General features: G+C 68.1%; 18 protein-coding genes and 8 pseudogenes. 13 read left to right on the forward strand and 13 right to left on the reverse strand.

What is annotated here, in order from left to right; all coding sequences use genetic code 11:
• From BT364_RS37355 to BT364_RS37365, 3 genes and pseudogenes are all read left to right on the forward strand, one after another.
• A pseudogene (locus BT364_RS37355) lies at positions 1–198 on the forward strand (IS4 family transposase); the annotation flags it as partial.
• 355 nt (positions 199–553) lie between these two features.
• On the forward strand, positions 554–814 hold the full coding sequence (locus tag BT364_RS37360; protein ID WP_072489597.1) for a hypothetical protein: 261 nt from the start codon (positions 554–556) through the stop codon (positions 812–814).
• A 28-nt stretch (positions 815–842) separates the two neighbouring features.
• On the forward strand, positions 843–1,154 hold the full coding sequence (locus BT364_RS37365) for a helix-turn-helix domain-containing protein (protein ID WP_256260404.1): 312 nt from the start codon (positions 843–845) through the stop codon (positions 1,152–1,154).
• A gap of 19 nt (positions 1,155–1,173) precedes the next feature.
• Here BT364_RS37365 and BT364_RS40725 read toward each other — a convergent pair whose 3' ends face one another.
• Both BT364_RS40725 and BT364_RS43780 read right to left on the reverse strand, forming a co-directional pair.
• Positions 1,174–4,065, reverse strand: a complete 2,892-nt coding sequence (locus tag BT364_RS40725) for a LamG domain-containing protein (protein WP_143166615.1) — start codon at positions 4,063–4,065, stop codon at positions 1,174–1,176.
• Positions 4,066–4,258: 193 nt separating this feature from the next.
• Positions 4,259–4,472: pseudogene (locus BT364_RS43780) on the reverse strand (xylose isomerase); the annotation flags it as partial.
• A gap of 512 nt (positions 4,473–4,984) precedes the next feature.
• Here BT364_RS43780 and BT364_RS42135 point away from each other — a divergent pair.
• The 3 genes and pseudogenes from BT364_RS42135 to BT364_RS37380 all read left to right on the forward strand — a co-directional run bounded on the left by BT364_RS42135 (position 4,985) and on the right by BT364_RS37380 (position 6,311).
• On the forward strand, positions 4,985–5,203 hold the full coding sequence (locus BT364_RS42135; protein WP_177328386.1) for a hypothetical protein: 219 nt from the start codon (positions 4,985–4,987) through the stop codon (positions 5,201–5,203).
• Positions 5,122–5,496 (forward strand): annotated as a pseudogene (locus BT364_RS37375) (helix-turn-helix domain-containing protein); the annotation flags it as partial. The gene BT364_RS42135 and the pseudogene BT364_RS37375, both read left to right, overlap by 82 nt.
• Positions 5,460–6,311, forward strand: a complete 852-nt coding sequence (locus BT364_RS37380; protein WP_072489599.1) for a hypothetical protein — start codon at positions 5,460–5,462, stop codon at positions 6,309–6,311. The pseudogene BT364_RS37375 and the gene BT364_RS37380, both read left to right, overlap by 37 nt.
• A gap of 70 nt (positions 6,312–6,381) precedes the next feature.
• Here the strand turns inward: BT364_RS37380 and grpE are convergent, their stop codons facing one another.
• The 5 genes and pseudogenes from grpE to BT364_RS37400 form a co-directional block, all read right to left on the reverse strand.
• Positions 6,382–6,762 (reverse strand): nucleotide exchange factor GrpE, encoded by a 381-nt coding sequence (gene grpE / locus BT364_RS43785; RefSeq protein ID WP_371268700.1) that lies wholly within the window; start codon positions 6,760–6,762, stop codon positions 6,382–6,384.
• Between the two features lie 33 nt (positions 6,763–6,795).
• Entirely contained in the window at positions 6,796–6,987 is a 192-nt protein-coding gene (locus tag BT364_RS43790; protein WP_256260405.1) for a hypothetical protein, read from the reverse strand.
• Positions 6,988–7,031: 44 nt separating this feature from the next.
• Complete coding sequence (gene dnaK, locus BT364_RS37390; RefSeq protein ID WP_072489600.1) at positions 7,032–8,897, reverse strand: molecular chaperone DnaK; 1,866 nt, start codon at positions 8,895–8,897, stop codon at positions 7,032–7,034.
• Positions 8,898–9,028: 131 nt separating this feature from the next.
• Positions 9,029–9,277, reverse strand: a pseudogene (locus tag BT364_RS37395) (Hsp20/alpha crystallin family protein); the annotation flags it as partial.
• 339 nt (positions 9,278–9,616) lie between these two features.
• The gene (locus tag BT364_RS37400; RefSeq protein WP_072489601.1) at positions 9,617–9,847 is read right to left on the reverse strand and encodes a DUF6480 family protein; all 231 of its coding nucleotides are present in this window, start codon (positions 9,845–9,847) and stop codon (positions 9,617–9,619) included.
• 576 nt (positions 9,848–10,423) lie between these two features.
• Between BT364_RS37400 and BT364_RS37405 the strand changes: the two are divergent.
• From BT364_RS37405 to BT364_RS37415, 3 genes and pseudogenes are all read left to right on the forward strand, one after another.
• Positions 10,424–11,142: pseudogene (locus BT364_RS37405) on the forward strand (IS6 family transposase).
• A gap of 64 nt (positions 11,143–11,206) precedes the next feature.
• Positions 11,207–11,689 carry a Ku family protein gene (locus BT364_RS37410; RefSeq protein ID WP_143166616.1) on the forward strand — a complete coding sequence of 161 codons (483 nt, stop codon included), beginning with the start codon at positions 11,207–11,209 and terminating at the stop codon, positions 11,687–11,689.
• 455 nt (positions 11,690–12,144) lie between these two features.
• Positions 12,145–12,702 carry a hemerythrin domain-containing protein gene (locus tag BT364_RS37415; protein ID WP_072489603.1) on the forward strand — a complete coding sequence of 186 codons (558 nt, stop codon included), beginning with the start codon at positions 12,145–12,147 and terminating at the stop codon, positions 12,700–12,702.
• A gap of 217 nt (positions 12,703–12,919) precedes the next feature.
• On the opposite strand, the gene BT364_RS42140 is transcribed toward BT364_RS37415, so the two are convergent.
• Positions 12,920–13,279 (reverse strand): hypothetical protein, encoded by a 360-nt coding sequence (locus tag BT364_RS42140; protein ID WP_072489604.1) that lies wholly within the window; start codon positions 13,277–13,279, stop codon positions 12,920–12,922.
• Between the two features lie 1,483 nt (positions 13,280–14,762).
• On the opposite strand from BT364_RS42140, the gene BT364_RS37425 reads away from it, so the two are divergent.
• The gene (locus tag BT364_RS37425; RefSeq protein WP_072489605.1) at positions 14,763–15,323 is read left to right on the forward strand and encodes a hemerythrin domain-containing protein; all 561 of its coding nucleotides are present in this window, start codon (positions 14,763–14,765) and stop codon (positions 15,321–15,323) included.
• Positions 15,324–15,525: 202 nt separating this feature from the next.
• Entirely contained in the window at positions 15,526–16,032 is a 507-nt protein-coding gene (locus BT364_RS37430) for a hypothetical protein (RefSeq protein ID WP_072489606.1), read from the forward strand.
• Between the two features lie 695 nt (positions 16,033–16,727).
• On the opposite strand, the gene BT364_RS37435 is transcribed toward BT364_RS37430, so the two are convergent.
• The 3 genes and pseudogenes from BT364_RS37435 to BT364_RS44500 all read right to left on the reverse strand — a co-directional run bounded on the left by BT364_RS37435 (position 16,728) and on the right by BT364_RS44500 (position 17,647).
• Positions 16,728–16,979, reverse strand: coding sequence for a hypothetical protein (locus BT364_RS37435; protein WP_072489607.1), 252 nt, complete (start codon positions 16,977–16,979; stop codon positions 16,728–16,730).
• A gap of 155 nt (positions 16,980–17,134) precedes the next feature.
• Positions 17,135–17,369, reverse strand: a pseudogene (locus BT364_RS44015) (NF041680 family putative transposase); the annotation flags it as partial.
• Positions 17,370–17,467: 98 nt separating this feature from the next.
• Complete coding sequence (locus tag BT364_RS44500; RefSeq protein WP_218172484.1) at positions 17,468–17,647, reverse strand: carbon-nitrogen hydrolase family protein; 180 nt, start codon at positions 17,645–17,647, stop codon at positions 17,468–17,470.
• Positions 17,648–17,707: 60 nt separating this feature from the next.
• On the opposite strand from BT364_RS44500, the pseudogene BT364_RS43800 reads away from it, so the two are divergent.
• Positions 17,708–17,803: pseudogene (locus BT364_RS43800) on the forward strand (YbhB/YbcL family Raf kinase inhibitor-like protein); the annotation flags it as partial.
• 82 nt (positions 17,804–17,885) lie between these two features.
• Here BT364_RS43800 and BT364_RS37450 read toward each other — a convergent pair.
• Positions 17,886–18,812, reverse strand: a complete 927-nt coding sequence (locus BT364_RS37450; RefSeq protein ID WP_072489608.1) for a LysR family transcriptional regulator — start codon at positions 18,810–18,812, stop codon at positions 17,886–17,888.
• A gap of 159 nt (positions 18,813–18,971) precedes the next feature.
• Between BT364_RS37450 and BT364_RS37455 the strand changes: the two genes are divergently transcribed.
• Positions 18,972–19,685, forward strand: coding sequence for an SDR family oxidoreductase (locus BT364_RS37455; RefSeq protein WP_072489609.1), 714 nt, complete (start codon positions 18,972–18,974; stop codon positions 19,683–19,685).
• Between the two features lie 335 nt (positions 19,686–20,020).
• Here BT364_RS37455 and BT364_RS37460 read toward each other — a convergent pair.
• Positions 20,021–20,388, reverse strand: a pseudogene (locus BT364_RS37460) (DDE-type integrase/transposase/recombinase); the annotation flags it as partial.

Raw genomic sequence — 20,388 nt, forward strand, 5'->3', positions numbered from 1 at the left:
GTACTGCGCTCGAAAGCCCCCGACCTTGTCCAGCAAGAAATCTGGGGACACCTGTGCTGCCACTACGCCATCCGTACTCTGATGGCTGACACCGCCGCGCACACCGGCCAGGACCCCGACAGAGTCTCCTTCGTCAAAGCCCTCCGCATCGCTCGCCGTTCAGTCACGCAGAGCGCATTTTCCCCCTCCGGGCACTGACACGGCCGACACGATCTGGCATCACGCCATCCGATGGCTCGCCCAACACCTCAACCCACCACGCCGAAAACGCTCACACCCGCGAGTCGTCAAACGCAAGGTCCTGAAATGGGCCGCGAAACGCTCCCACCACACACACTGACCCCAACCCAAACACAACCCCCACATCACCACTCGAGACCACTAACTAAACGGTATTGAGGCTAAGTATCAGAAGGTGGCGTTCGCGCTCTTCGATCACTGGCACGATTCTGTCCACCGCAGCACGGCGGAGCCAACCGCCTGCGGTATGTGGTTGGAGTCAGTTCCCAGAGTTCGTACACGCCGCATCGGCGTGGGTCAGAAAGGGGCTCCCATGTTCTCCCATCGATCTGCAGCGGCGTGTGCCGCCAGCACCCGCCTCCGTCTCGGCTTAGGAGAAAGCGCCGTCATCATCGTGATCATCGTGATGGCGATGCTCGCGACCACCCATGGCACTCCGCTGCGGGAGGTGATGGCCATGCTCGGCAGCTCCGAGCTGCTCGGCGTACTGATGATCCGCTGTAGCCAGATGGGCCCGCTTACCGTGGTGATCCGTAGGGTGGGACGCTTCCTGCTGTTCCCGGCCCAGGTGTAACACCATGCCAGCTCGACGGGGGCGTCCGATGACGCCGATTGATGATCCTCATAACGGCGTTGGCCGACTTGCCTGCGAACTGGGCGAAGGACGTTCCCGGCGCGGTCTGACGCGCCGGGAACTCGCCAGAAGGATCAACCGCTCGGTCACGACGGTGCAGCGTGCTGAAGCGGGCGAGGTGAGGTCCACGCTGCTGGTGGCCCGAGAGATTGCGGGAGCCTGCGGCGTAGGCATCGACGAGATCGAGATCCTGTGGGGGCCTGTCCACCACTCGGGGACAGGCCCCGTCATGCCGGGCCCGGAGGCCAGCGGTCCTCTTGCAGGACCGCGAAAAACATAACGGGCGCGCCGCGGACGGCTCAGGCAAGCGATAGGCCGCCGGGGCGGCTGGTGATCGACTGGCTCTTGCCGTTGAGGACGACGCCTGAGAGTGTTGCGGTGATTCCTCGGGGCATCGTTGCGTTCCGCAACCTGGCGGTGGCGTCTTCGGGGCTGTAGCCGAACAGGTCGCTGATGATCACGTCTGCGTAGTTCCCGCCGGCACAGTTGATGAAGACCTGCCATTGGCTGGCTGGGGCGATGACGGCGTGGTGGTCGGCTGCGGCGTCGGAGAGGGCCAGTGCGGTGCCGAATCCGGTTCGGCTACTGCTCCATGCTGCCCCTTCGATGTTGACGGCCTGTGCTGTGATCGACTCGGTGGTCTTTGTGCCGTCGCCTTCGTTGAAGGGCAGGCGGAGCATCAGGGAGCTGTCGGCGGCGCCGGTGGCGGGGGTGGTGGCTTCGTACTGGGCGTTGATCTCGGTGGCTGACAGCGCCCGCGTGTAGACACGGGCCTCGTCGATGCTGCCGCTGAAACGGCGGTTGGAGTCGGTTGGGCAATTCCCCACGGTCACCGGGGTGCCGGTGGAGGGGGTGATCTTCCCGGCGGCCGGTCGTATGGTTTGGACGGTACCGTCGATGAAGATCTGCACCTTTTCGCCGTCGTAGACACCCGCGACGTGATGCCACCCCGACGTTGGGACCGTGGCGGTGGTAATCACATCGATGAAGCGGCCGTCGAGGGCGAGGACGAAGGAGATCTTGCCGTCGGCGCCGCCGCGGAGCACGTAGCCCTCGTGCCGGCTGCCATCCCAACGGTCCTTGGCGATGATGCTGCTCTCCCAGTGGTTCTTCGGCCAGCTCGAGGGATTGATCCATGCGGAGACCGTCACGGCTCCGGCGGTGTTCAACGCGGGCCGGTCGGTGACCGACACCCTCGCGGATTGGAGTATCTCGTGGGACTGGCTGAAGGGCCCGTTTCTGGTCATGCCCGCAAATCGTTTGAGCAGTGACAGGAACGCCGGGTAATCGCCGAACCGGGCGAAGGTCTGGGCAGTGAGTGAGGGCCAGGCGACGAAGGCGCCGCTGGTGCCGTGGTCGGTACGGGCGACCGGCGCCTGGGAGTCGGCAAAGGACAGGGCGCGCATCCCGTCCCCGGCCAGCAGTTCGTCGGTGACGAAGTGCTTCATGTCGGTCTTCTGCTCTTGGGTCAGCGACGGGGCGAGCAGATTGCCGGCGATGGCGAAGTCGAGGACATGCCGTACCGCAACGGTGGTGCCGTTACTGTACCTGCAGTTCCAGACGCCGTTGTTGGCTTTGTCGTACAGCTTGAGAACCTCGCTCAGCAGGGCCTCGGCTCTGTCGGTGAGGTCTGTGGCGGTTGCCTTGTCACCCGCACGGTCGAACAGGCTGGCGGCCTTCTGCATCATCCACACATTGGCAGCGTTGAACGACGCCACCTGGTGGACGTATTTCGGCAGAACTTCCAGGAGGTTGTGGTTCTCGCCGTAGTCGGCCAGCGACTGCCCCTGCGGTACCAGTCTTTGCCAGTTGGTGGCGATGGATTTCAGGTGTTCGAGGACGGTCTTGCCGGAGCTGGAGATCGTGGTGTCGAGGAAGGAAACGTCGCCGCTGTAGTTGACGTAGTTGAGGATCGTCGTGAAGACGGTGAGGTCGTTCGCGCTGTACCACGGGCCGACGGTCCTGCCCGACACCCAGTCGATGGCATATCCGGCATAGATGTCTTTGGTGAGCCAGTAGACGGCTTTGGCCTTGATCATCCGCGGATCGAGCAGCGTCAGGATGATGGAGGAGTAGGAGGTGTCCCAGAAGTAGCTGACTGTATTCGCGAACTCGGGCGCCCCCGTCACATAGACGCGGTCGAGCCCTTGGAAGGCGCCGGGTCCGGTGGGTCTGCCGAGAATGGTGGAGAACTCGGGGCCGAGATTGGTGCGCTCGCATGCCAGCACTGACAGGATGCTCATGTAGTACAGGCGGGCGACGGCTGTGTCGTTGGTGTTGGTCAGGACGGGCAGGGATCCCGAGTAGTGGCCGTTCCCGGGTGTGAAGGCGTCTTGCCAGCGCTTTTCCCATTTCTTGCGGGTGGTGCTGAAGGCCGCTCCGAAAGTGCCCAGCGTGGCGTTGCAGGCGTCCACAACGCCGTTGCCGTCGTTGATGTCCGCCAGCGGCGCCCCCGTCGAGGTCTGGCCCACCTCCATGACGATGTCGATCGTCGCTGACTGCCCCGCGGCGACCGACCACTGTGCGCGTCCGCCGGCCGATGCCGTGGTGAGCATGGGTGCCGGGGTGAACGCGAACGCCGTCACCGCCGAAGAGGCGCTGTCGGATATCAGCAGGTTCGATCCGGAGACCTTCGCGGTGAAGGTGCGGTTGCCGCCAGGCCGTGGGGGGTCCCACTCCCACTTGGCCGGAAGCGCCGCCTTGGCAATGCGTGGATTGGCATTGACCGACACCGCGATCGGTGCCGCGGTGGGGTTGGAGACGGCGATGCGCAGCAGCAACTCGTTGCGTTCGAATGCGAGCCGGGTCTTGGTCTGGACCGCCACCCCCGAGGCGGTGGTCGCCTTACGCGTGATCTCATAGGCCGACCAGCGCGACTCGCTGGTGGTGACCCGTACGCCGTCCACGTTCAGCTCGCAGGAGTCACTAAAGCCGTCCACATAGGGCGCAAGGGTGAAGTTGCGGATTCCCAGCACATTAGGGGAGGACCCTACGGCTCCCCAGGAGTTGCTGACCGTGGGGGAGTGCTTCACCTCCCGTGCCGGCAGCCAGTCACTGGTCAACGAGGCCAGTTTCGGCGGCCGGCCGGGTGCAGCTGCGGCCAGCCCCGCTCCGAACAAGGGGGTACCGAAGGTCGCCGCACCCGCCACTGCGGACCAGGTGAGGAAGGAATGGCGATTGCTTTGCGACATGATCGTCTCCAGGAGGTAGATATACCGGACGTTGCGCCGTCGAGGTAACGAAGGTCTGACTCAGTCGTCTTGAGGTCCGTGGTCACGAATGGACCACTCGTGCCCCTCCGTTCTGTTGCGGGGCGGAACTCGGGGGCGCTCATCTCGGCACAGGGCCCACGTCTGACTCAGAGTGCACGCCCCCACCTGACCCATCGGTGTCACCGGAGCCGAACGGGATGAGGTCGGCGGCGTGGAAGGCGACACCGTGCGTCTCCTGGTTCAGCCAGCTTCTGCGCGGCCTCCACCGGGTCCAGTGCGGGCGCGTGGCAGCACCGGAGGGGGTCTCGGCCCTGCCGGCCCACGGTCCACAGGCCGAAGGTGAACCTGCTGTCCGGGGCGGGGTGTAGCTCATTGGGTGGCTCCAGTGCCTGAGAAGTTTGGACCCTGCCCTATTGGTAATTTCGCATGACAAATTGAGACCCATCCGATGTCTCGATGGCAGCGAACATAGAACCAGATCCACAGAAGAGCAAGAGAATCAACAAAAACCAACGTCCTTGCGCGGTGTATGGAGTCAGCGGAGCGGGGGCATGGGTGCTCAGGGCTCCGGCGTTCGTTCCGGGTGTCTGCCGGATACGGCAAGACGGATCCGTCTTCGTGGATGACGAGGACGAGTTCGCCATTCAGCAGAGGCAGTACGGCTATCCACGAGACGCCATCACACACGCGGAGAGTGCCGCCGAGTGGCTGTCAGCCGCGCTGCGCGACGGTGCGGAACCTTTCGGAAGCCGCTACCGCACATGGCTGGACCGGCGGCGTCACCGGCCGACCTGCCGCGGCCTGAGCCCAGGCCGGCATCCGGCCCCACCACACCTCGACGCACCGTCAGACACCCACGCACCCAACAACGTGACAACGCCCGGGCCACGTCTACTGCGTGAAGATCGGCAACGAGGACGTCGACCTGTCCCGCGCCATCGTGACGGCCCCCCGCGACGGCATCGGCTGCACCCTCCGCGCCATCGCAGGCGGCTGCGCGGACGGAAAGGGTGTTCAGGCAGCCACCTGCAACGTCAACGCCGGCGGGCCCGGTTCGTGCAGTATCGAATCGCCGGGCTGGGTGACATGCCGCGTCCGGGTGGCCCGCGGACGGTGACGGACGAGCAGGTGGCCGCACTGGTTTCCAAGACGCTGGAGTCCGCTCCGAAGAACGCGACCCACTGGTCGACGCGTTCGATGGCGAAGGAACTGGGCTTGTCGCAGTCGACCGTGTCGCGGATCTGGCGGGCGTTCGGCCTGCAGCCGCACCGCTCGGAGACGTTCAAGCTGTCGACGGATCCGTACTTCATCGACAAGGTCCACGACGTCGTCGGCCTCTACCTGGACCCGCCGGAGCGGGCTCTGGTGTTCTGGTGGGAGAGCCGGCCGCGGACGGCAGCACGGGCACGGCGGGGTGGGAACGGGTGAGGTCGGCGGCCGGGGTCCTGCGCGGACAACTGGTCCGGCCGGGCGGCCTCCACCGGGGCCGGGCGGCGGGGATCGCCGAGCGGCTGATGGGGGTGAAGCTCGGCGCCGCGCAGGAGGAGGCCCTGGGCGTGTGGGGCGAGGTGTACGGGAAGACGTCGGGCACGTTGCACGGAGCCGCGGCCGAGGAGGGCCGTGCCGCCCGCCTGTACGCCGAGGTCCTCGCGGCGGCCCGGGAGCTGCTGGTGCCGCTGCCCGGCCGCGCCCCCAGGGTCCTGGAACTCACCGCCCTCGAAGTCCCCGGTCCACAGGAGGCGTTGGAGCTGGCCCGGTGGGCGGACCCGCGGGCCACCGCGTTCTTCTTCCGTTCCCGCCCCGCCCCGGCATGGCTCCCTGTCCTTCAGGAGCACGCTCCGCATCTGCTGCTGCCCGACGGTCCGGCCAACGGTACGTGGCCGGCAGCGGTGTTCTTCGAGCATCTTGCCGGCACCGACCCGCAGGCCGCCGGCGAGTGGCTGGCCGCCCACGCCGTACCCGTCGCCGGTACGGGCCGGCCGGCGCTGGACGCGGTGCTGCGCCTGGCCGGCCGCGGCCTTCTCACCCCGGCCCTGGTGCGCGCCGTGCTGCCCCGGCCGGCCGCTTCCGAGGCGGGAGAGCTGGCGCCTTATGCACCGAGTGAGCCCCGAGCCCGTCTGGGACGACACGCTGGACGTCGCCCTCTGGAACAGTTCCATGGTCATCGGGGACTGGTCGGGTATGTACGACCACATCGACGAGGTTCGGCAAGGCGGCTTCGCTGATCTGCTGCGTCGCCACGGCGTAGCGGCCATGCTGTGCGCCAAGTGCGAGAAGCCCATAACTGCCTGGTACTTACGCCGGGTGAGACGGCGGCTGCTGACTGGTTTCCCGGTCAGGCGGTTCGGCGACCGAAACCTGAGCGGGGCGCAGGAGTTGATCGCCGACCCGGTAGCCGCGGCGCAGCACGGTGGCGCAGGTCGGCTGCTGGACCGTGTCCGACAGTTCGTGGGTGACGGCCTCGTGCCGGGTGGGGTCGAAGGGTTCTCCCGGCATTCCGACGGTCTCCAGCCCGAGGCCGGCGAGATGGTTCTCCAGGACGTCGGCGACCGCCTTCAGGCCGCCGGTCACTTCGCCGTGCTCTCGGGCCCGGTCGATGGCATCCAGGACGGGAAGCAGCCCGGACAGGACGTTGGCCACCGCGATCTCCCGGATCGCCAGGCGATCGCGCTGCATCCGCTTGTGGTAGTTGTCGTACTCGGCCTTCAGTCACTGAAGGTCGGCCGTGCGCTCGGCGAGCTGCGCCTCCAGTTCGGCCGCCTGGCCGCCCTGTGCCGGGCCTCGCTCTGCTCCGAGAACGGCGCTCTTCTCCCCGCGACCGGTCTCCCGTTCGGCCGCCGCCTGGTCGGGTTTCCTCGGCTGGAGTGTGACCGGGTCGATGCTCCGGTTGTCCCGGATCACGATAGGTGGCGGCTGCTGTGGCGATCGAGACTTGTTCGGCCGGTTCATCGCTCGCCGCCCTCCGTCCTCTCGTCGTCGACGATCTCCGCGTCGACGACCTCCTCCTCGTCGCTCCCTTGCCCGGCCTGGGGCGCGGAGTCGGCGTCGCTTCCGGCGCCCGGTGCCTGGGCGTAGAGGGCGCTGCCGATCCTCTGCGAGGCTGCGGCCACCTTCTCCATGGCGGTACGGATCGCGGCGGTGTCCTCGCCCTTCAGCTTCTCCTTGACGTCCGCGAGGGCGGCCTCCGTCTCAGTCTTCACGTCACCGGGGATCTTGTCCGCGTTGTCGGACAGGAGCTTCTCGGTCTGGTAGACGAGCTGCTCGGCCTGGTTGCGGGTCTCGGCGGCCTCGCGGCGGCGCCGGTCCTCCTCGGCGTGCACCTCGGCATCGCGCATCATGCGGTCGATGTCGTCCTTCGGCAGGGCGGAGCCGCCGGTGACGGTCATCTTCTGCTCCTTGCCCGTGCCCAGGTCCTTCGCGCTCACGTGCATGATGCCGTTGGCGTCGATGTCGAATCCGACCTCGATCTGCGGGATGCCACGCGGGGCCGGCGGCAGGCCGGTCAGCTCGAACATTCCGAGCTTCTTGTTGTACGCCGCGATCTCGCGCTCGCCCTGGTAGACCTGGATCTGCACGGACGGCTGGTTGTCCTCGGCCGTCGTGAAGATCTCGGAGCGCTTGGTCGGGATCGTGGTGTTGCGCTCGATGAGCTTGGTCATGATGCCGCCCTTGGTCTCGATACCGAGGGACAGCGGGGTGACGTCGAGGAGCAGGACGTCCTTGACCTCACCCTTCAGCACACCGGCCTGCAAGGCCGCGCCGATGGCCACGACCTCGTCCGGGTTCACACCCTTGTGCGGATCCTTCCCCGTCAACTCCCTGACCAGATCGGTCACCGCGGGCATGCGCGTGGAACCGCCCACCATAATCACGTGATTGATCTCCGAGACAGAGATCCCCGCGTCCTTGATCGCGCTGTGGAACGGGCCCTTACAGCGCTCCAGCAGGTCCTGAGTGAGCTGCTTGAAGTGGGCGCGCGTCAGCTTCTCGTCCAGATGCAGCGCGCCCTCGGACGACGCGGTGATATACGGCAGGCTGATCGTCGTCTCCGTCGCTGCGGACAGCTCGATCTTCGCTTTCTCCGCCGCCTCGCGCAGCCGCTGCGTGGCCATCTTGTCCTTGGACAAGTCGATACCGTACGCGTTCTTGAACTGCTTGGTCAGATAGTCGACGATCCGCTGGTCCCAGTCGTCACCACCCAGGTGCGTGTCACCGTTGGTGGACTTCACCTCCACCACGCCCTCGCCGATCTCCAAAAGCGAGACGTCGAAGGTGCCGCCACCCAGGTCGAACACCAGGATCGTCTGATCGCTCTCCTTGTCCAGACCGTACGCGAGCGCCGCGGATGTCGGCTCGTTGATGATCCGCAGCACCTTCAGGCCTGCGATCTCACCGGCCTCCTTGGTGGCGGTGCGCTGGGAGTCGTTGAAGTACGCCGGGACGGTGACGACCGCGTCCGTCACGTCCTCACCCAGGTACGCCTCGGCGTCCCGCTTCAGCTTCTGCAGGACCCGCGCCGAGATCTCCTGCGCCGCGTACCGCTTGCCGTCGATGTCTCCGGACTCCGGGAAACGCCACTTGGTCTCGCCCATGTGCCGCTTCACCGACCGTGCGGTGCGCTCGATGTTGGTCACGGCCTGGCGCTTGGCGACCTCACCGACCAGCACCTCACCCTTCTGCTTCGAGAAGCCGACCACCGACGGTGTGGTTCGCAAGCCCTCTGCGTTGGTGACGACTGTCGGCTCGCCGCCCTCAAGGACAGCGACCACGGAGTTGGTCGTACCCAGGTCAATGCCTACCGCCCGCGTCATCACTCGCTCCCTTCAAACGTGTGTTCCGGATACGTGACTCCCTCGGCTGTCGGCTACCCGAGGGGCAGCGGGAACGACGAGCCGAGGGGGCGGGGGACGAGGAGCGGGCAGCGCCTCGACTTCGCTGCCGCTCAGAGGTCGATTTTCTTGGGTGAGCCGTATCCGGCCCTGATCTCGATCTTCCGCGGCTTGGCCCGCTCGGCGACCGGAATGGTCAGCCGCAGCACGCCTCCGTCGTAGGAGGCGGCGATGCGGTCGGTGTCCAGCGTCTCGCCCAGGAACAGCCCCCGGCTGAAAGATCCGATCGGGCGCTCCGCCTTCACGGTGAGCACGTTCTGTTCGACATGCAAGTCGATGGAGTCGCGTTCAACGCCAGGCAGTCAGCCGGTCCATCTCGCGGAAGGGATCGATTCGCATGAGCTTCCTGTTCGCCCTTTCCGCGTCACAGCCGCGTCCGAGGGCGCCCACACCCAGCGGGACGGTCACCGAGGCGATCACCCGTGCGGTCGCTGCGCACGGGGGCGTGTGCGTGTACGGGATCCGGAGGCAGTGGTGCTGGCTGCGGAACCGTCCCCGGCGGGCTCCGTTTTCAAGCACCCGCTCAAATAAACCACGGCGGCGCCGCGCCGAGCGCCCACGACGGCCCCGGCCACAGTGCTGCAGCAGATGCTCCCCCTCAGCCACTCCCCGGTCAGTGCGGTCTCCTCAGGGGCGTGTCCTCACCCCACAGCCTTGAAGATCGCCAGTGCCGCCACCAGAAGCAGGACCAGGACAAACACCGCCAGGACCGGTGTCAGGGGTGTCGGGCGCCAGCTCCTCCGTGGGGCTTCCTGTGGGGGGCCGAGTTCGGAAACGCCTGACTCAGCGGGCGGTGTGGCGCCGGCAGTCATCTGGGTGTCCTCCGGAACGGAGAGACCTTCGTCCGGCAGCTCTTCATGGATTCCGGCCATCACGTCCTCCTCACCCGCCGGAAGTCAGGCCCCTGCTCTCCTTGCCTCACCTGGGGCGAACTTCGAGACGAGCGCGTTCTCCAGAGAAAGTGTCTATGCGAAATGAACGTACGCGCCTCCGGAAAGCGCCGGGTGCGGACGCGAAGAGCCGTACTGCGCCGTGAGAAGAGAATTCGTCACGACTCGCTCGCCGAGTGCCTTGGCGGGGCGTTTCTTCGGTCCAGTGGCTTCCGATTCGGTGCTCACTTGGTGCCTACCCATGCGAGCCAGATCTATACACCCAGACCCCAGACCGGTGTGGGACGGCCGCTATGCAGACGCCGAGCCCATGGCAAGCGCCATCGCCTTCTCAGCGGTGTGTAGCAGAAGCGGCGCACCGTGCCCATCACCAGACGGGCCTGATGGTTGACCTTGATCACGCGGCCGTTGACGACCAGGTCGCGGGGCGCAGGCCCAGGCGGCGGCCGGTCTCCGCCGGCGGCAGGTGAGGGGACTTCTGGACGCGGTCGGGCACTGTCTCGTTGACTGACCGGCCTGGGATGATCTTCTGGTTGGTCGTGCTGGGAGGGGTCGTCCGTGGACAGCGCGCCGCCGTACAAGGGGCACCGGTACTCGGTGGAGATCATCGCGCACTGCGTGTGGCTGTACTTCCGTTTCCCGCTGTCGTTCCGCGAGGTCGATGAGCTGATGCTCGAACGCGGCGTGATCGTCTCCCACGAGACGGTCCGCCGCTGGTGTAGGAAGTTCGGGCAGGCCTACGCCAACGGCCTGGGCCGCCGGCGTGTGCAGCCGGGCGACAAGTGGCACCTGGACGAGGTCTTCCTCAGGATCAACGGTGAGCTGAAGTACCTGTGGCGGGGGCCGTCGACGCCGATGGCAACGTGCTCGACATTTTGGTCCAGAACCGGCGGGACACCGCTGCGGCCAGGCGGTTCTTCCGCAAACTGCTCAAGAAGACCTGCTCGGTGCCGAGGGTGATCGTCACCGACAAGCTCCGCTCCTACGGCGCGGCCCACCGCGAGATCATGCCCTCCGTAGAACACCGCGCCCACAAGGGTCTGAACAACCGGGCCGAGAACAGTCATCAGCCGACGAGGCAGCGCGAAGGCGCGATGAAGGGCTTCCGCAGTACCGGCGGGGCCCAGCGGTTCCTGTCCGCGTTCAGCGGCATCTCACCGCACTTCCGACCACGCCGCCACCTGATGACCGCCACCCAATACCGCACCGAGATGACCACCCGCTTCGCCATCTGGGACGAGATCACCGGCGCCACCGACCAGCCCATCGCAGCGTAAGCCAGGCCCCCACCCGACCCCTACACACCCTGACGCGCCCTCAATCGATCAACACCGCACCAACGTGACAACGCCCCACGAGGAGGTCCCCGACCTGCCGGGCAAGATGGAGCCGACCTCCGCCGAGGTAAAGATGGCCCACCAGCTCATCGACGCCCTCACCACCGACTGGGATCCGGAGGACTTCCACGACACTTTCCAGGAGAAGGTCGAGGCGCTGATCGAGGCCAAGGCCGCCGGCGAGGCCGTGGAGAAGGCCGAGCCGGCCGCGCAGCCCACCGGTGTGGTCGACCTGATGGAGGCCCTGCGCGCCAGCGTCGAGCGGGCCCGCAGCCCGAAGGACACCGGGGAGAAAGCCGGCACCTCCGGGAAGACCGGGCGCGGGAAGAAGCCTGCAGCGAAGAAGCGCACCGGGGCCTCGGATGTTGGGTCGCTACGGTCGCTGACCAAGGCCGAGCTGTACAAGAAGGCCACCAAGGCCGGCGTCAAAGGGCGTTCCGACATGACCCGTGACCAGCCCGCCGACGCCCTCGCCAAGGGCAGCTGAGGCCGCGGCCCACTGCTGGCATCTCCATCCAGTCGGATCCGCTCCCACCTTGCCCGGCAGGCGGCCAGAGCCAGCAGCTCCACGACCGCCGAGTGGGCATTGGCCAGCGGGAAACCCACCTGCCCCATCATCCCGGGCGAGGCGCCAGGGTGGGGAAAATGGCAAGTCCACAAGGGCTGCGGCATCCGTGCCTCCAGGCCCCTCCTTATGGGCCGGGAGGTGGACCGGAGTGCCTGGGGGAGGTGTCCCCCGATCGGGACCGGGGGAGGACACGGCCGGGCCACCGCCCGTAGTCCGATCCTTGTGCGAAACGGTGGTGATCGCAGGGCCGGGGAGGTGAGTACGGTGCGGTTCCCGCGCGCGTGGCGCCGGTTCTGCGTTCCGGGGTGTGTTGTCTGTGTGCTTGCACCCTCCCCCCGAGGGGCGACGATCCCCAGGATAGGTGCTGTGTCGCGATGGAACCCGGTGGCGATGTGATCGCGGAGCTCGTGGCCGATCACCGTGAGCTGGAGGATCTGTTCTCGCAGATCGAGTTGCAGCCGGTCGATCACCCCCGGCGGCGGGAGCTCGCGGACCGGCTGACCGCGGAACTGGTCCGGCACACCGTCGCCGAGGAACTGCACCTCTACCCCACCGTGCGCAAGCACGTACCGCACGGTGCGGCCATGGCGGACAAGGAGCTCGCCGATCACGCCAGAGCCGAGCGCATGCTCAAGGACCTCGAAGACCTGAGCGTCGACGACCCGCGGTTCAACGACACGATCGCGAAGCTGAAGCTCAAGGTCGCCTCCCACATGCGCGAGGAAGAACACGAACTGTTCCCGAAACTCGCAGCCACCCTCCCGCCCGAGACGCTCGACGAACTCGGCCGGCTGGTGCGCCGGGCCAGGCAAACCGCCCCCACCCGCCCCCACCCCTTGCTCCCGAACACCCCGCCCGCCAACAGACTCCTCGCTCCGGGCGCCGGTCTGGTCGACCGGGTACGCGACCTGCTGCGCACCACCACCCGCTGAACCCCGCCCCTGGCCGCCTCGAGCATGGCGCCCGACGCCCATCACGCACCCGCAGGAGCACCGAATGACGGCCCACGAAAGAACCGTACCGGGGCGCCACCCTCACCCGTCGGTCCTCTGGTCCTGAGGGAGGGCGTGCAGGGATCGCCGCGGACCGGGACGGGGCCCCGGTGCGGCTGGAGCTCCAGACCCGTGACGCGTTCGACGCCGCCATCTTCTACGCGGAAGTCTCTGGTCCGTCCCGGCAGCTGCGTAACATCGCAGACTTGGGCCGGCGAACTGTTTCGCTGTGTTCGTCGGGGAGGGCGGCGCCGGGCTGTGGTCCGTCATCGCGTTCGGTGTGGCTGCCGGCGATGGGGTCTGGCTGGGTGGTTGCGGGCCCGGTGCCCTTGATCTCGGTCCAGTTCGCGGAGTGCGGTCCGGAGGACAGCTGGGTGTAGGTGACCTCGGCGGGCCAGCGGGTCCGTGAGAGGACCAGGGTGACGGCGCCCTTCAGCAGGAGTGCTTCGCCGCCGGGTGCGGTCAGCCGGTCTGCCTCAGCCGAGCTGTGCTCCTGGGTGACGGCAAGTCGGCCCACACGCGGACCAGAGTCCCGTCCCTCCGCTCCACCGCGGCCAGCCCCTCGTAGGGGTCCATACTCCCCATTCTGCGCCCCTCGCGGTTCTGTGGACCGTCAGTAGTACCCGTGCATCACTCGTTGCTTCTCGGTCGCTGCTCTGTGTGTTCGCTGTGATGCCCCCGGTGGCGGGCGGGGAGTTGGAGGCGTAATGGTGGAGTGCAGTGCATGCGGTGGCCCGGTCAGGGATGTGCGCGGGGTGCGGGAATCGCCTTCCGGGCTGCCGCGGGCGCTGGTCGGGTTGGGGGGAATTCGGACGGCGACTTCGGAAGAGGCGCTCAGCGCCTGCGGGGCCCGCGTTGCGATCTACGGGTCGCGGAAGGACCACCGTCACCCCGAGCAGCACGGCACACCACACTGCGATCTCGACCCCAGCGCGCACCGAACCCTCCTGTCACCCCGGCCCATGTCCGACATTCGATGGCTCGCCGCCGCGCCGCCGCGGCTGACATCATCCGTCCGGCTCACCCGCGTCATTCGGCCTGCGTTCAGTCGGGCGGCTCCGATGGGTGCGGCCGCCCCGGCTCCGGTTCGGGACCGGGAACACCCGGGCCATCCGGGCGGGGTGGCTCAGGCGGTGGTGTGGGCGACCCGGGCGGCGCCGGGGGATCCGGCGGCACAGGCGGCTCCGCCGGCTCCGGAGGCTCCACCGGCTCCACCCGCTCCGGCGGACCCGGAGGCGATGGGGGGTCAGGCGGCGGGACCGATGTGATGTCGGGATCGGGCGGCACGGGAACGGTGCCCATGATCGCTGCCTCCTACTGGTGTTCGAGCTCCTTAGACCGACCGGCAATTGGGGGGTGGGTGAAGGAGCGGGGCTGGGTGCGTGCAGCTGCAAGGCGGAGGATTGAGGCAACGCGGAGCGTTGTTGATTGACGACAACGCGGCAGATGTGCGTGCCCAGCCCCGCGACGCCGCCCCCCTATTGCCGGTCGGTCTTACTTATTCATCTTCGAACGACCATGGATGTTGCGCTTGGCGCGCTCGTGGTCGAAGCGGGTGAGCCTCCGCGCAGCTGGAAGTCCTCCAGCAGGGTGAGCCGCGGTCGCCGACGGTGAGGGAGTTGTCGGTGTCGTTGACGCGCACGCCCTGGCCTGTGGTCAGCGGTCCGTCCGGATCGGGGGCCCGGAAGGCGTCCAGGGCCGTCTCCGTGGCGTCGCGTTCGTCAGTGGGCGGTCCGGGATTGGTGGTCATCTGAGCGCTCTCCGTCCAGAGGCCGGCGTCAGCCAGGCGAAACAGCCGCCCAGGCGGCTGCCCGCCAGGTGGGCAGACAAACGGGGCCGCGCGGCCCCGCAGGGCCCGCACAAGTCCGGGTGCCGGGCCGTGCACGGTGGGGCCGAGCGGGTGAGGCCGCAGCGGGCTGGGCGGGCGCGGTGTGCCGGGCGGGGATACCTATGGGCTGGGCGGGAGAGACCCGCCCCCGGATGAGAGAGGCGGATGTGTGATGGGGCAAGGCAGGAACGTGATCGACGAGCTGATGACCGATCACCGCGAGGTCGAGGAGATGTTCGGCCGTATCCAGGCGATGACCGCGGGCGGCCAGCAGCTGCGGGACCAGGTGGACGAGGTCACCATCGAGCTCGTGCGGCACTCGGTCGCCGAGGAGCAGTACCTGTACCCGGCGGTCCGCGAGCACATCGACGGCGGCGACCGGCTCGCGGACAAGGAGATCGCCGACCACGGCCGGGTCGAGAAGATCCTCAAGCAGCTGGAGAGGGTAGACACCGACGACCCGCAGATGAGCACGATGCTGCAGCAGCTCATGGATGAGGTCGCCGCCCACGTCCAGGACGAGGAGAACAACATCTTCCCGATGCTGCGCCGCGCCTGCACCCCAAAGCAGCTGGACGACCTCGGGGACAAGATCCGCCAGGCCAAAGCCATGGCGCCCACCCGGCCGCACCCCTCCGCGCCAAGCACTCCTATGGCCAGCAAGCTCCTCGCCCCGGGTGTCGGCCTGGTCGACCGGGCCCGCGACTTCGTCACCGGCCGCGGCAAATCCTGACCCAGGTCATGGGGGCCGGGCCGCGCAGGCGCGCGGCCCGGCCCCCGGGAGCCTGGGCAGGGCGTGACCCAGGTCATGGGCCTTCCTGGCAGGCGCCGCCTATGCTGGTCGGCCACGAACGGGGCAGCGCCGCCCCGCGCACCAGCTCGCGCACCCGACCGGACGGAAGGGCGCCGGCACGCTCCCCAGGAAACCGATCGCCGTGCCCACCGATCTGACACCCGTCATAGCCGCCTGCACTCGATGGCTCCTTGACGCCTACCCGCCGCCCCCAGGTGCGCTCAACTACGCCCTGGCCGAGGCCCAGGCCCTCCAGGCCACCACCCTCGCCGCCCATCTGCGCTACCCCACCGGCCTCGATGTACAGCTGCTCCACCTGTGCGGCCCGGGCGGAGCCGACCGACTGGACTGGCTCACCGGATGCGACCCGGACCGCGACGGCACCGCCTGGCGGACCTGGGTGGACGAGACCGTCGTCAGCTGGGCTGCCTGCCTGCTGGCCGACCGCGCCCTCGCCATCCGAGCACACCGGACCCGCGCGGCCACCGATCATCACAGTGCCGGCCTGCAGCGCCTCATCGACCCAGGCACCCACGACACCGAAGCCAGCGTAGTGCTGCGCCATCCCGACCTGTTGGAACCCATCGCGACGCTGCACCGCCCCCAGCTGATCGAGCTGCTCCACGCCGAGGCCGCTGGGACACCGTGACAAGCCTGCAAGCGGCCGGACGCATCGGTCCGCCCCCGAACGGGGCGGAAGGCAGTCGAGCTGCCGACAGCGCGCTCGGCAGAGCGGCGGTGGCGCGGCGAGGCGGTAGCAGCGCTGCCACCCGGTGTCACATACCGGGCACCACCCCGGATCGATCGCGTCCAGCTCGTCCCGCCGCGCCTCGGTCATCGCCCCGGCCGCCGAAGGGACGGGGAGGCCGGCCGCGCGGAGCTCCTCGTTCTCCCGCGCCCTACGGGCTGCCGCGCGGGCGTTTTTCGCCCACACCTTGATCGGATGCCCCTCCCACGTCGCGGTGGTCGGCGGGAGGAAGTGGCCGTGCACCTGGCCCGCACGAAGACTGGGGCTCACCGGCGATCGGTTGAGGTGCTCGGACCGAGAAAGGTCCGAGGGCCCCCGGACAGCAGGAACAGGCTTCCCGAATGGAGCCCGTTCCTCCGCCCGAGCTGTGCGGCAGCGGGCTGGGTGACGAGTCCTTCGGCAGCCAGGGAAGAGGCTCGCACTCGCGGCTGCCGGGCCGCTGTGCACTGCACGATCACATTCCAAGGCACCCGGGTTCTCACAAGCGAGGGCGTAGGCGCCTGGGGGAGATTCCCCTGCGACCCGCCGGGCCCGGCCGGCTTGTACTTCGCGCCCGCTCCGACCGCTCGCCGACGTGGCGAACCCAACTGCGCCCCTCAGCCAGTGGCGGGATATGCCGGTGTCAGTCGCAGCGAGTCGATGCCGGGATGGTGGGTCTCCAGGTCGCTCCAGAACAGCCGGCACAGGTTGCGGGCGATGGAACGCAGCGAATCCGCGAACTCACCCAGGACAAACGCACCCTCGAAGAACGACTCCAGGCCACCCGTTCCAACAGCCGCTTCCAAGACCGCCGCATCTCCCAGTTCGAAGCCCAACTCCTCGACCGCACTCCACTTCGACGCCACCATTTCGAGTGACGCCGGGAGTCAGCTACCGGGGACCCTGGCGTCTCCCCGGACCGGACTTACACCGGCTTGCTATCCTGAACTTGACGTCCGATTACATCACCCAAACCCCTTCCGAGCTGCGATGATGCCCGGACTGCTGGACGTACGCTTGATCTTTATCCTGTGCGGCGGGGACGCGGGGTTGTTGACTTCTTCGTCCGTCGTTTTGCGGGGCCCGGTTTGCCGACTGTGTGCACGTCATAGCGGGGAGTGGGCCGGGTGCTTCTTGCGGCCGGATGGCCGGCCTGGGCTGGGGCGGGAGGATTTCGGTGCTCAGGCGGGACAGGCCGCCTTCGGGCGCAGGTGCCGGAAATCGCGGCGGACTCGGGCAGGAGTGAGCCTGTCGGACGGGCGTGTAGGCGGAGTACCGGATGTAGGGCGTGAGGACGTCGCGGTACAGGGCTTCCGCCAGTGCCGAAAATCCACGCAGCCAAGCCGAAAAGACCAGCTCAACGCACTACCAGTGCATAACAAGCACGGTGACACCCAACCCACTGACACCACCCCACCCACTCACAAAATCCGCCAGGGAACGCCTCGGGAAGAACGATGACTTCGGCGCCGTGGCGGACGGCAGCCTCTCGGATGAGTTCTTCAGCGCGGGCCAGCGCGGCCCGCGCGTCGAACAACGGGGAGCGGCCTGGACGACGGCGACGGTCATGGTGCGACGGGGCTCAGAAGAGGTGGAGGTCGGCGTCCCGGCCGATGCCACCCCCGCACTCCTGGGCTTCACCATGGCCCGCCGCATCCTCGGTCGCGCGGTTCTGACCGCCACCGCGGAGACTGCAGGGCCGTCCAACTCATTTCCATCACCGCGAGGTTGGAAAAGCGGAGTGGCACAGTGCACCGCGCGGTGCATGTGGTGGATCAACGGGAAGTACTCTGAGCAGTGCTGAAGGCGCGGATGTGTGGGGGCAGGACGCGGGCCTGTTCGGCGAGGAGGGTGGCGAAGGCGGTGGTGAGCGGGTCGGGGCGGGTGCGGGTGTAGGCGGTAAGGGTGCGGCGCACCGGCGGATCGGGGCGTAGTGCGATGCCGTCGAAGTCGGGCGGGATGATCGTGGCGGGGACCAGCGCGGGGCCGAGGCCGGCGGCGGCGAGCAGGGGTGCGGCGGAGGTCTGTTCGGCGCGGATGGCGACCTGGGGCTTGAAGCCGGCGTCGGCGCAGGCTCCGTCGAGGATGTCCGCGAGGCCGTTGCCAGGGGCGAAATGGACCCACGCACGATCGGTGAGTGCCCCGAGGGCGATAGTTTCGGCGGCGCGGTTCGCGAGCGGGTCGTCGGTGGACAGGACGACGACGAACTCCTCGACGCCGAGGTTCCGTACGGGGCCTTCCCAGACGTTGGGGGTGGGGCCGATGGCGAGGTCGGCCTGTCCCGCGGTCATCGCGGCTTGGAGCTGGTCGGTGTGCGGGTACTCACGCAGCCGGATGCGTACCCCGGGGTGCTGGTGGCGCCAGGTGCGCAGGACCGGCGGGAGGATGCCGAGGCTGACGGAGTAGACGGTGGCGACTTCCAGCTCCCCGCCGTCCAGTCCGGCCGTGCGGTGGGCGGCGGCATGGAGGCGGTGGGCGTCGTTGAGGGCGGCGCGGGCGTGGGGAAGCACGGCGCGGCCCAGCGGGGTGAGGCGGATCGCCCGCGGGAGGCGTTCCAGGAGCGGTCCACCCAAGGACTTCTCCAGTGCGCGGACCTGGTGGGACAGCGCGGGCTGGGTGACGTGCAGCAGTTCGGCCGCGTGGGTGAAGGACCCGGTATCGGTCACCGCGACCAGGTATTCGAGCTGCCGCAGAGTCGTCATGAACAGATTCTATCGCTGCTCTAAAAACCAAGCCTTGGACTTATCTGAGCCGGGCGGGGAGGCTCATGTCATGAGCCTCCGCGCAGTGACAGCGGTGGCCGAGCCTCCGTTCCCGATCACCCGAGGAGTTTCGTCATGCCTTCTTCCACCTCGTCTTCCATGTCTCTCGAAGGTCGGCGCGTGATCGTCGTGGGTGCCGGCTCGCACACCGGCCGCCTGTTCGCCCAGACTGCCTCCGCTGCCGGTGCGGACCTGGTTCTGGCCGGGCCGGACCCGCGCAAGCTGGAGTGGACAGCCGGTGAGCTGGGCGGCACGGCCCAAGTGGTGCCGGTCGACCTCGCCGACGAGGCGTCGATCTCCCGGCTGGCCAAGCAGGTGGGTAGCTTCGACCACCTGGTGTCCACCGCCGCCATGCCCGCCAACGGCCCGTTGGCGGAACTCGAACTCTCCGCAGTGCAGCGCGCATTCGCCGCGAAGGTGATCGGCCCGCTGCTGCTGGCCAAGCACCTGACGGGCCATGCGAACGCGGGTGGCTCGTTCACCTTCTTCTCCGGGGTGGCGGCCTGGCGGCCCGCCCCGGCCCGCACCGTGATGGCCACCACCAACGGCGCCCTGGCGTTCCTGGTCCAGGCCCTGGCGGTGGAGATCGCCCCGGCGCGCGTCAACGCCGTCTCCCCCGGCATCGTCGACACCGGCTCCTGGGACGGTCTCGGCGCCGACAAGGAAGCGTTCCTGCGCGGTGTGGCCGAGCGCAACCCGGCCCGGCGCGTCGGCAAGCCCGAGGACCTGGTCCAGGCTGTTCTGTTCGCGATGAGTAACCCCTACGTCACCGGCACCGTGCTGCACGTCGACGGCGGCGGCCGGCTCGTCTGAAAGGAAGCAGACCGATGGACCTTCAGCGCCCGGTTCGGCCTTGAGCCGGAGGCGGCGATCGACCACTTCGTCCGCGAGGTGCGGCGCCTGCCTACCACCTGGCTCGGCAGCCCGGACTACGTCGCCCAGGTCATCGCACACCTGTTTTCCCCCTCGCATGCCAGATCACCGGCGCCGAGTGGGCCGTCGACGGCGGCGCCCTGCGCCAGATCCGACTCACCTCCTCGCAACAATCACACGAAGGAGTACCTCCCGTGCCGGTGCTGTCACGTTGTTGAGGGAGTGAGTGCCTGATGGTGTGCCGGGTGTGGAGGGGGCGGGTTCCGGCTCCGTGATCAGGCCGCGGCAGGCAGGCCGGCGACGCCGGTGATCTGGTCCCAGATGGCGAAGCGGGTGGTCATCTCGGCGCGGTAGTGGGTGGTGGTCATCAGGTGGCGACGGGGCCGGAAGCGGGGTGAGATGCCGCTGAACGCGGCCAGGAACCGCTGGGCTCCGCCGACGCTGCGGAAGCCTTTCATGGCGGCGTTCGGGCTGTCGGGTTGGCTGGTGGCTGTTCTCGGCCCGGTTGTTGAGGCCCTTGTGGGAGCGGTGCTCGACCGAGGGCATCACCTCGCGGTGGGCCGCGCCGTAGGAGCGGAGTCTGTCGGTGACGATCACCCGTGGCACTGAGCGGGTCGTCTTCAGCAGGCGGCGGAAGAAGCGC

This window comes from Streptomyces atratus, from assembly GCF_900119365.1.
GTDB lineage: Bacteria > Actinomycetota > Actinomycetes > Streptomycetales > Streptomycetaceae > Streptomyces > Streptomyces atratus_B.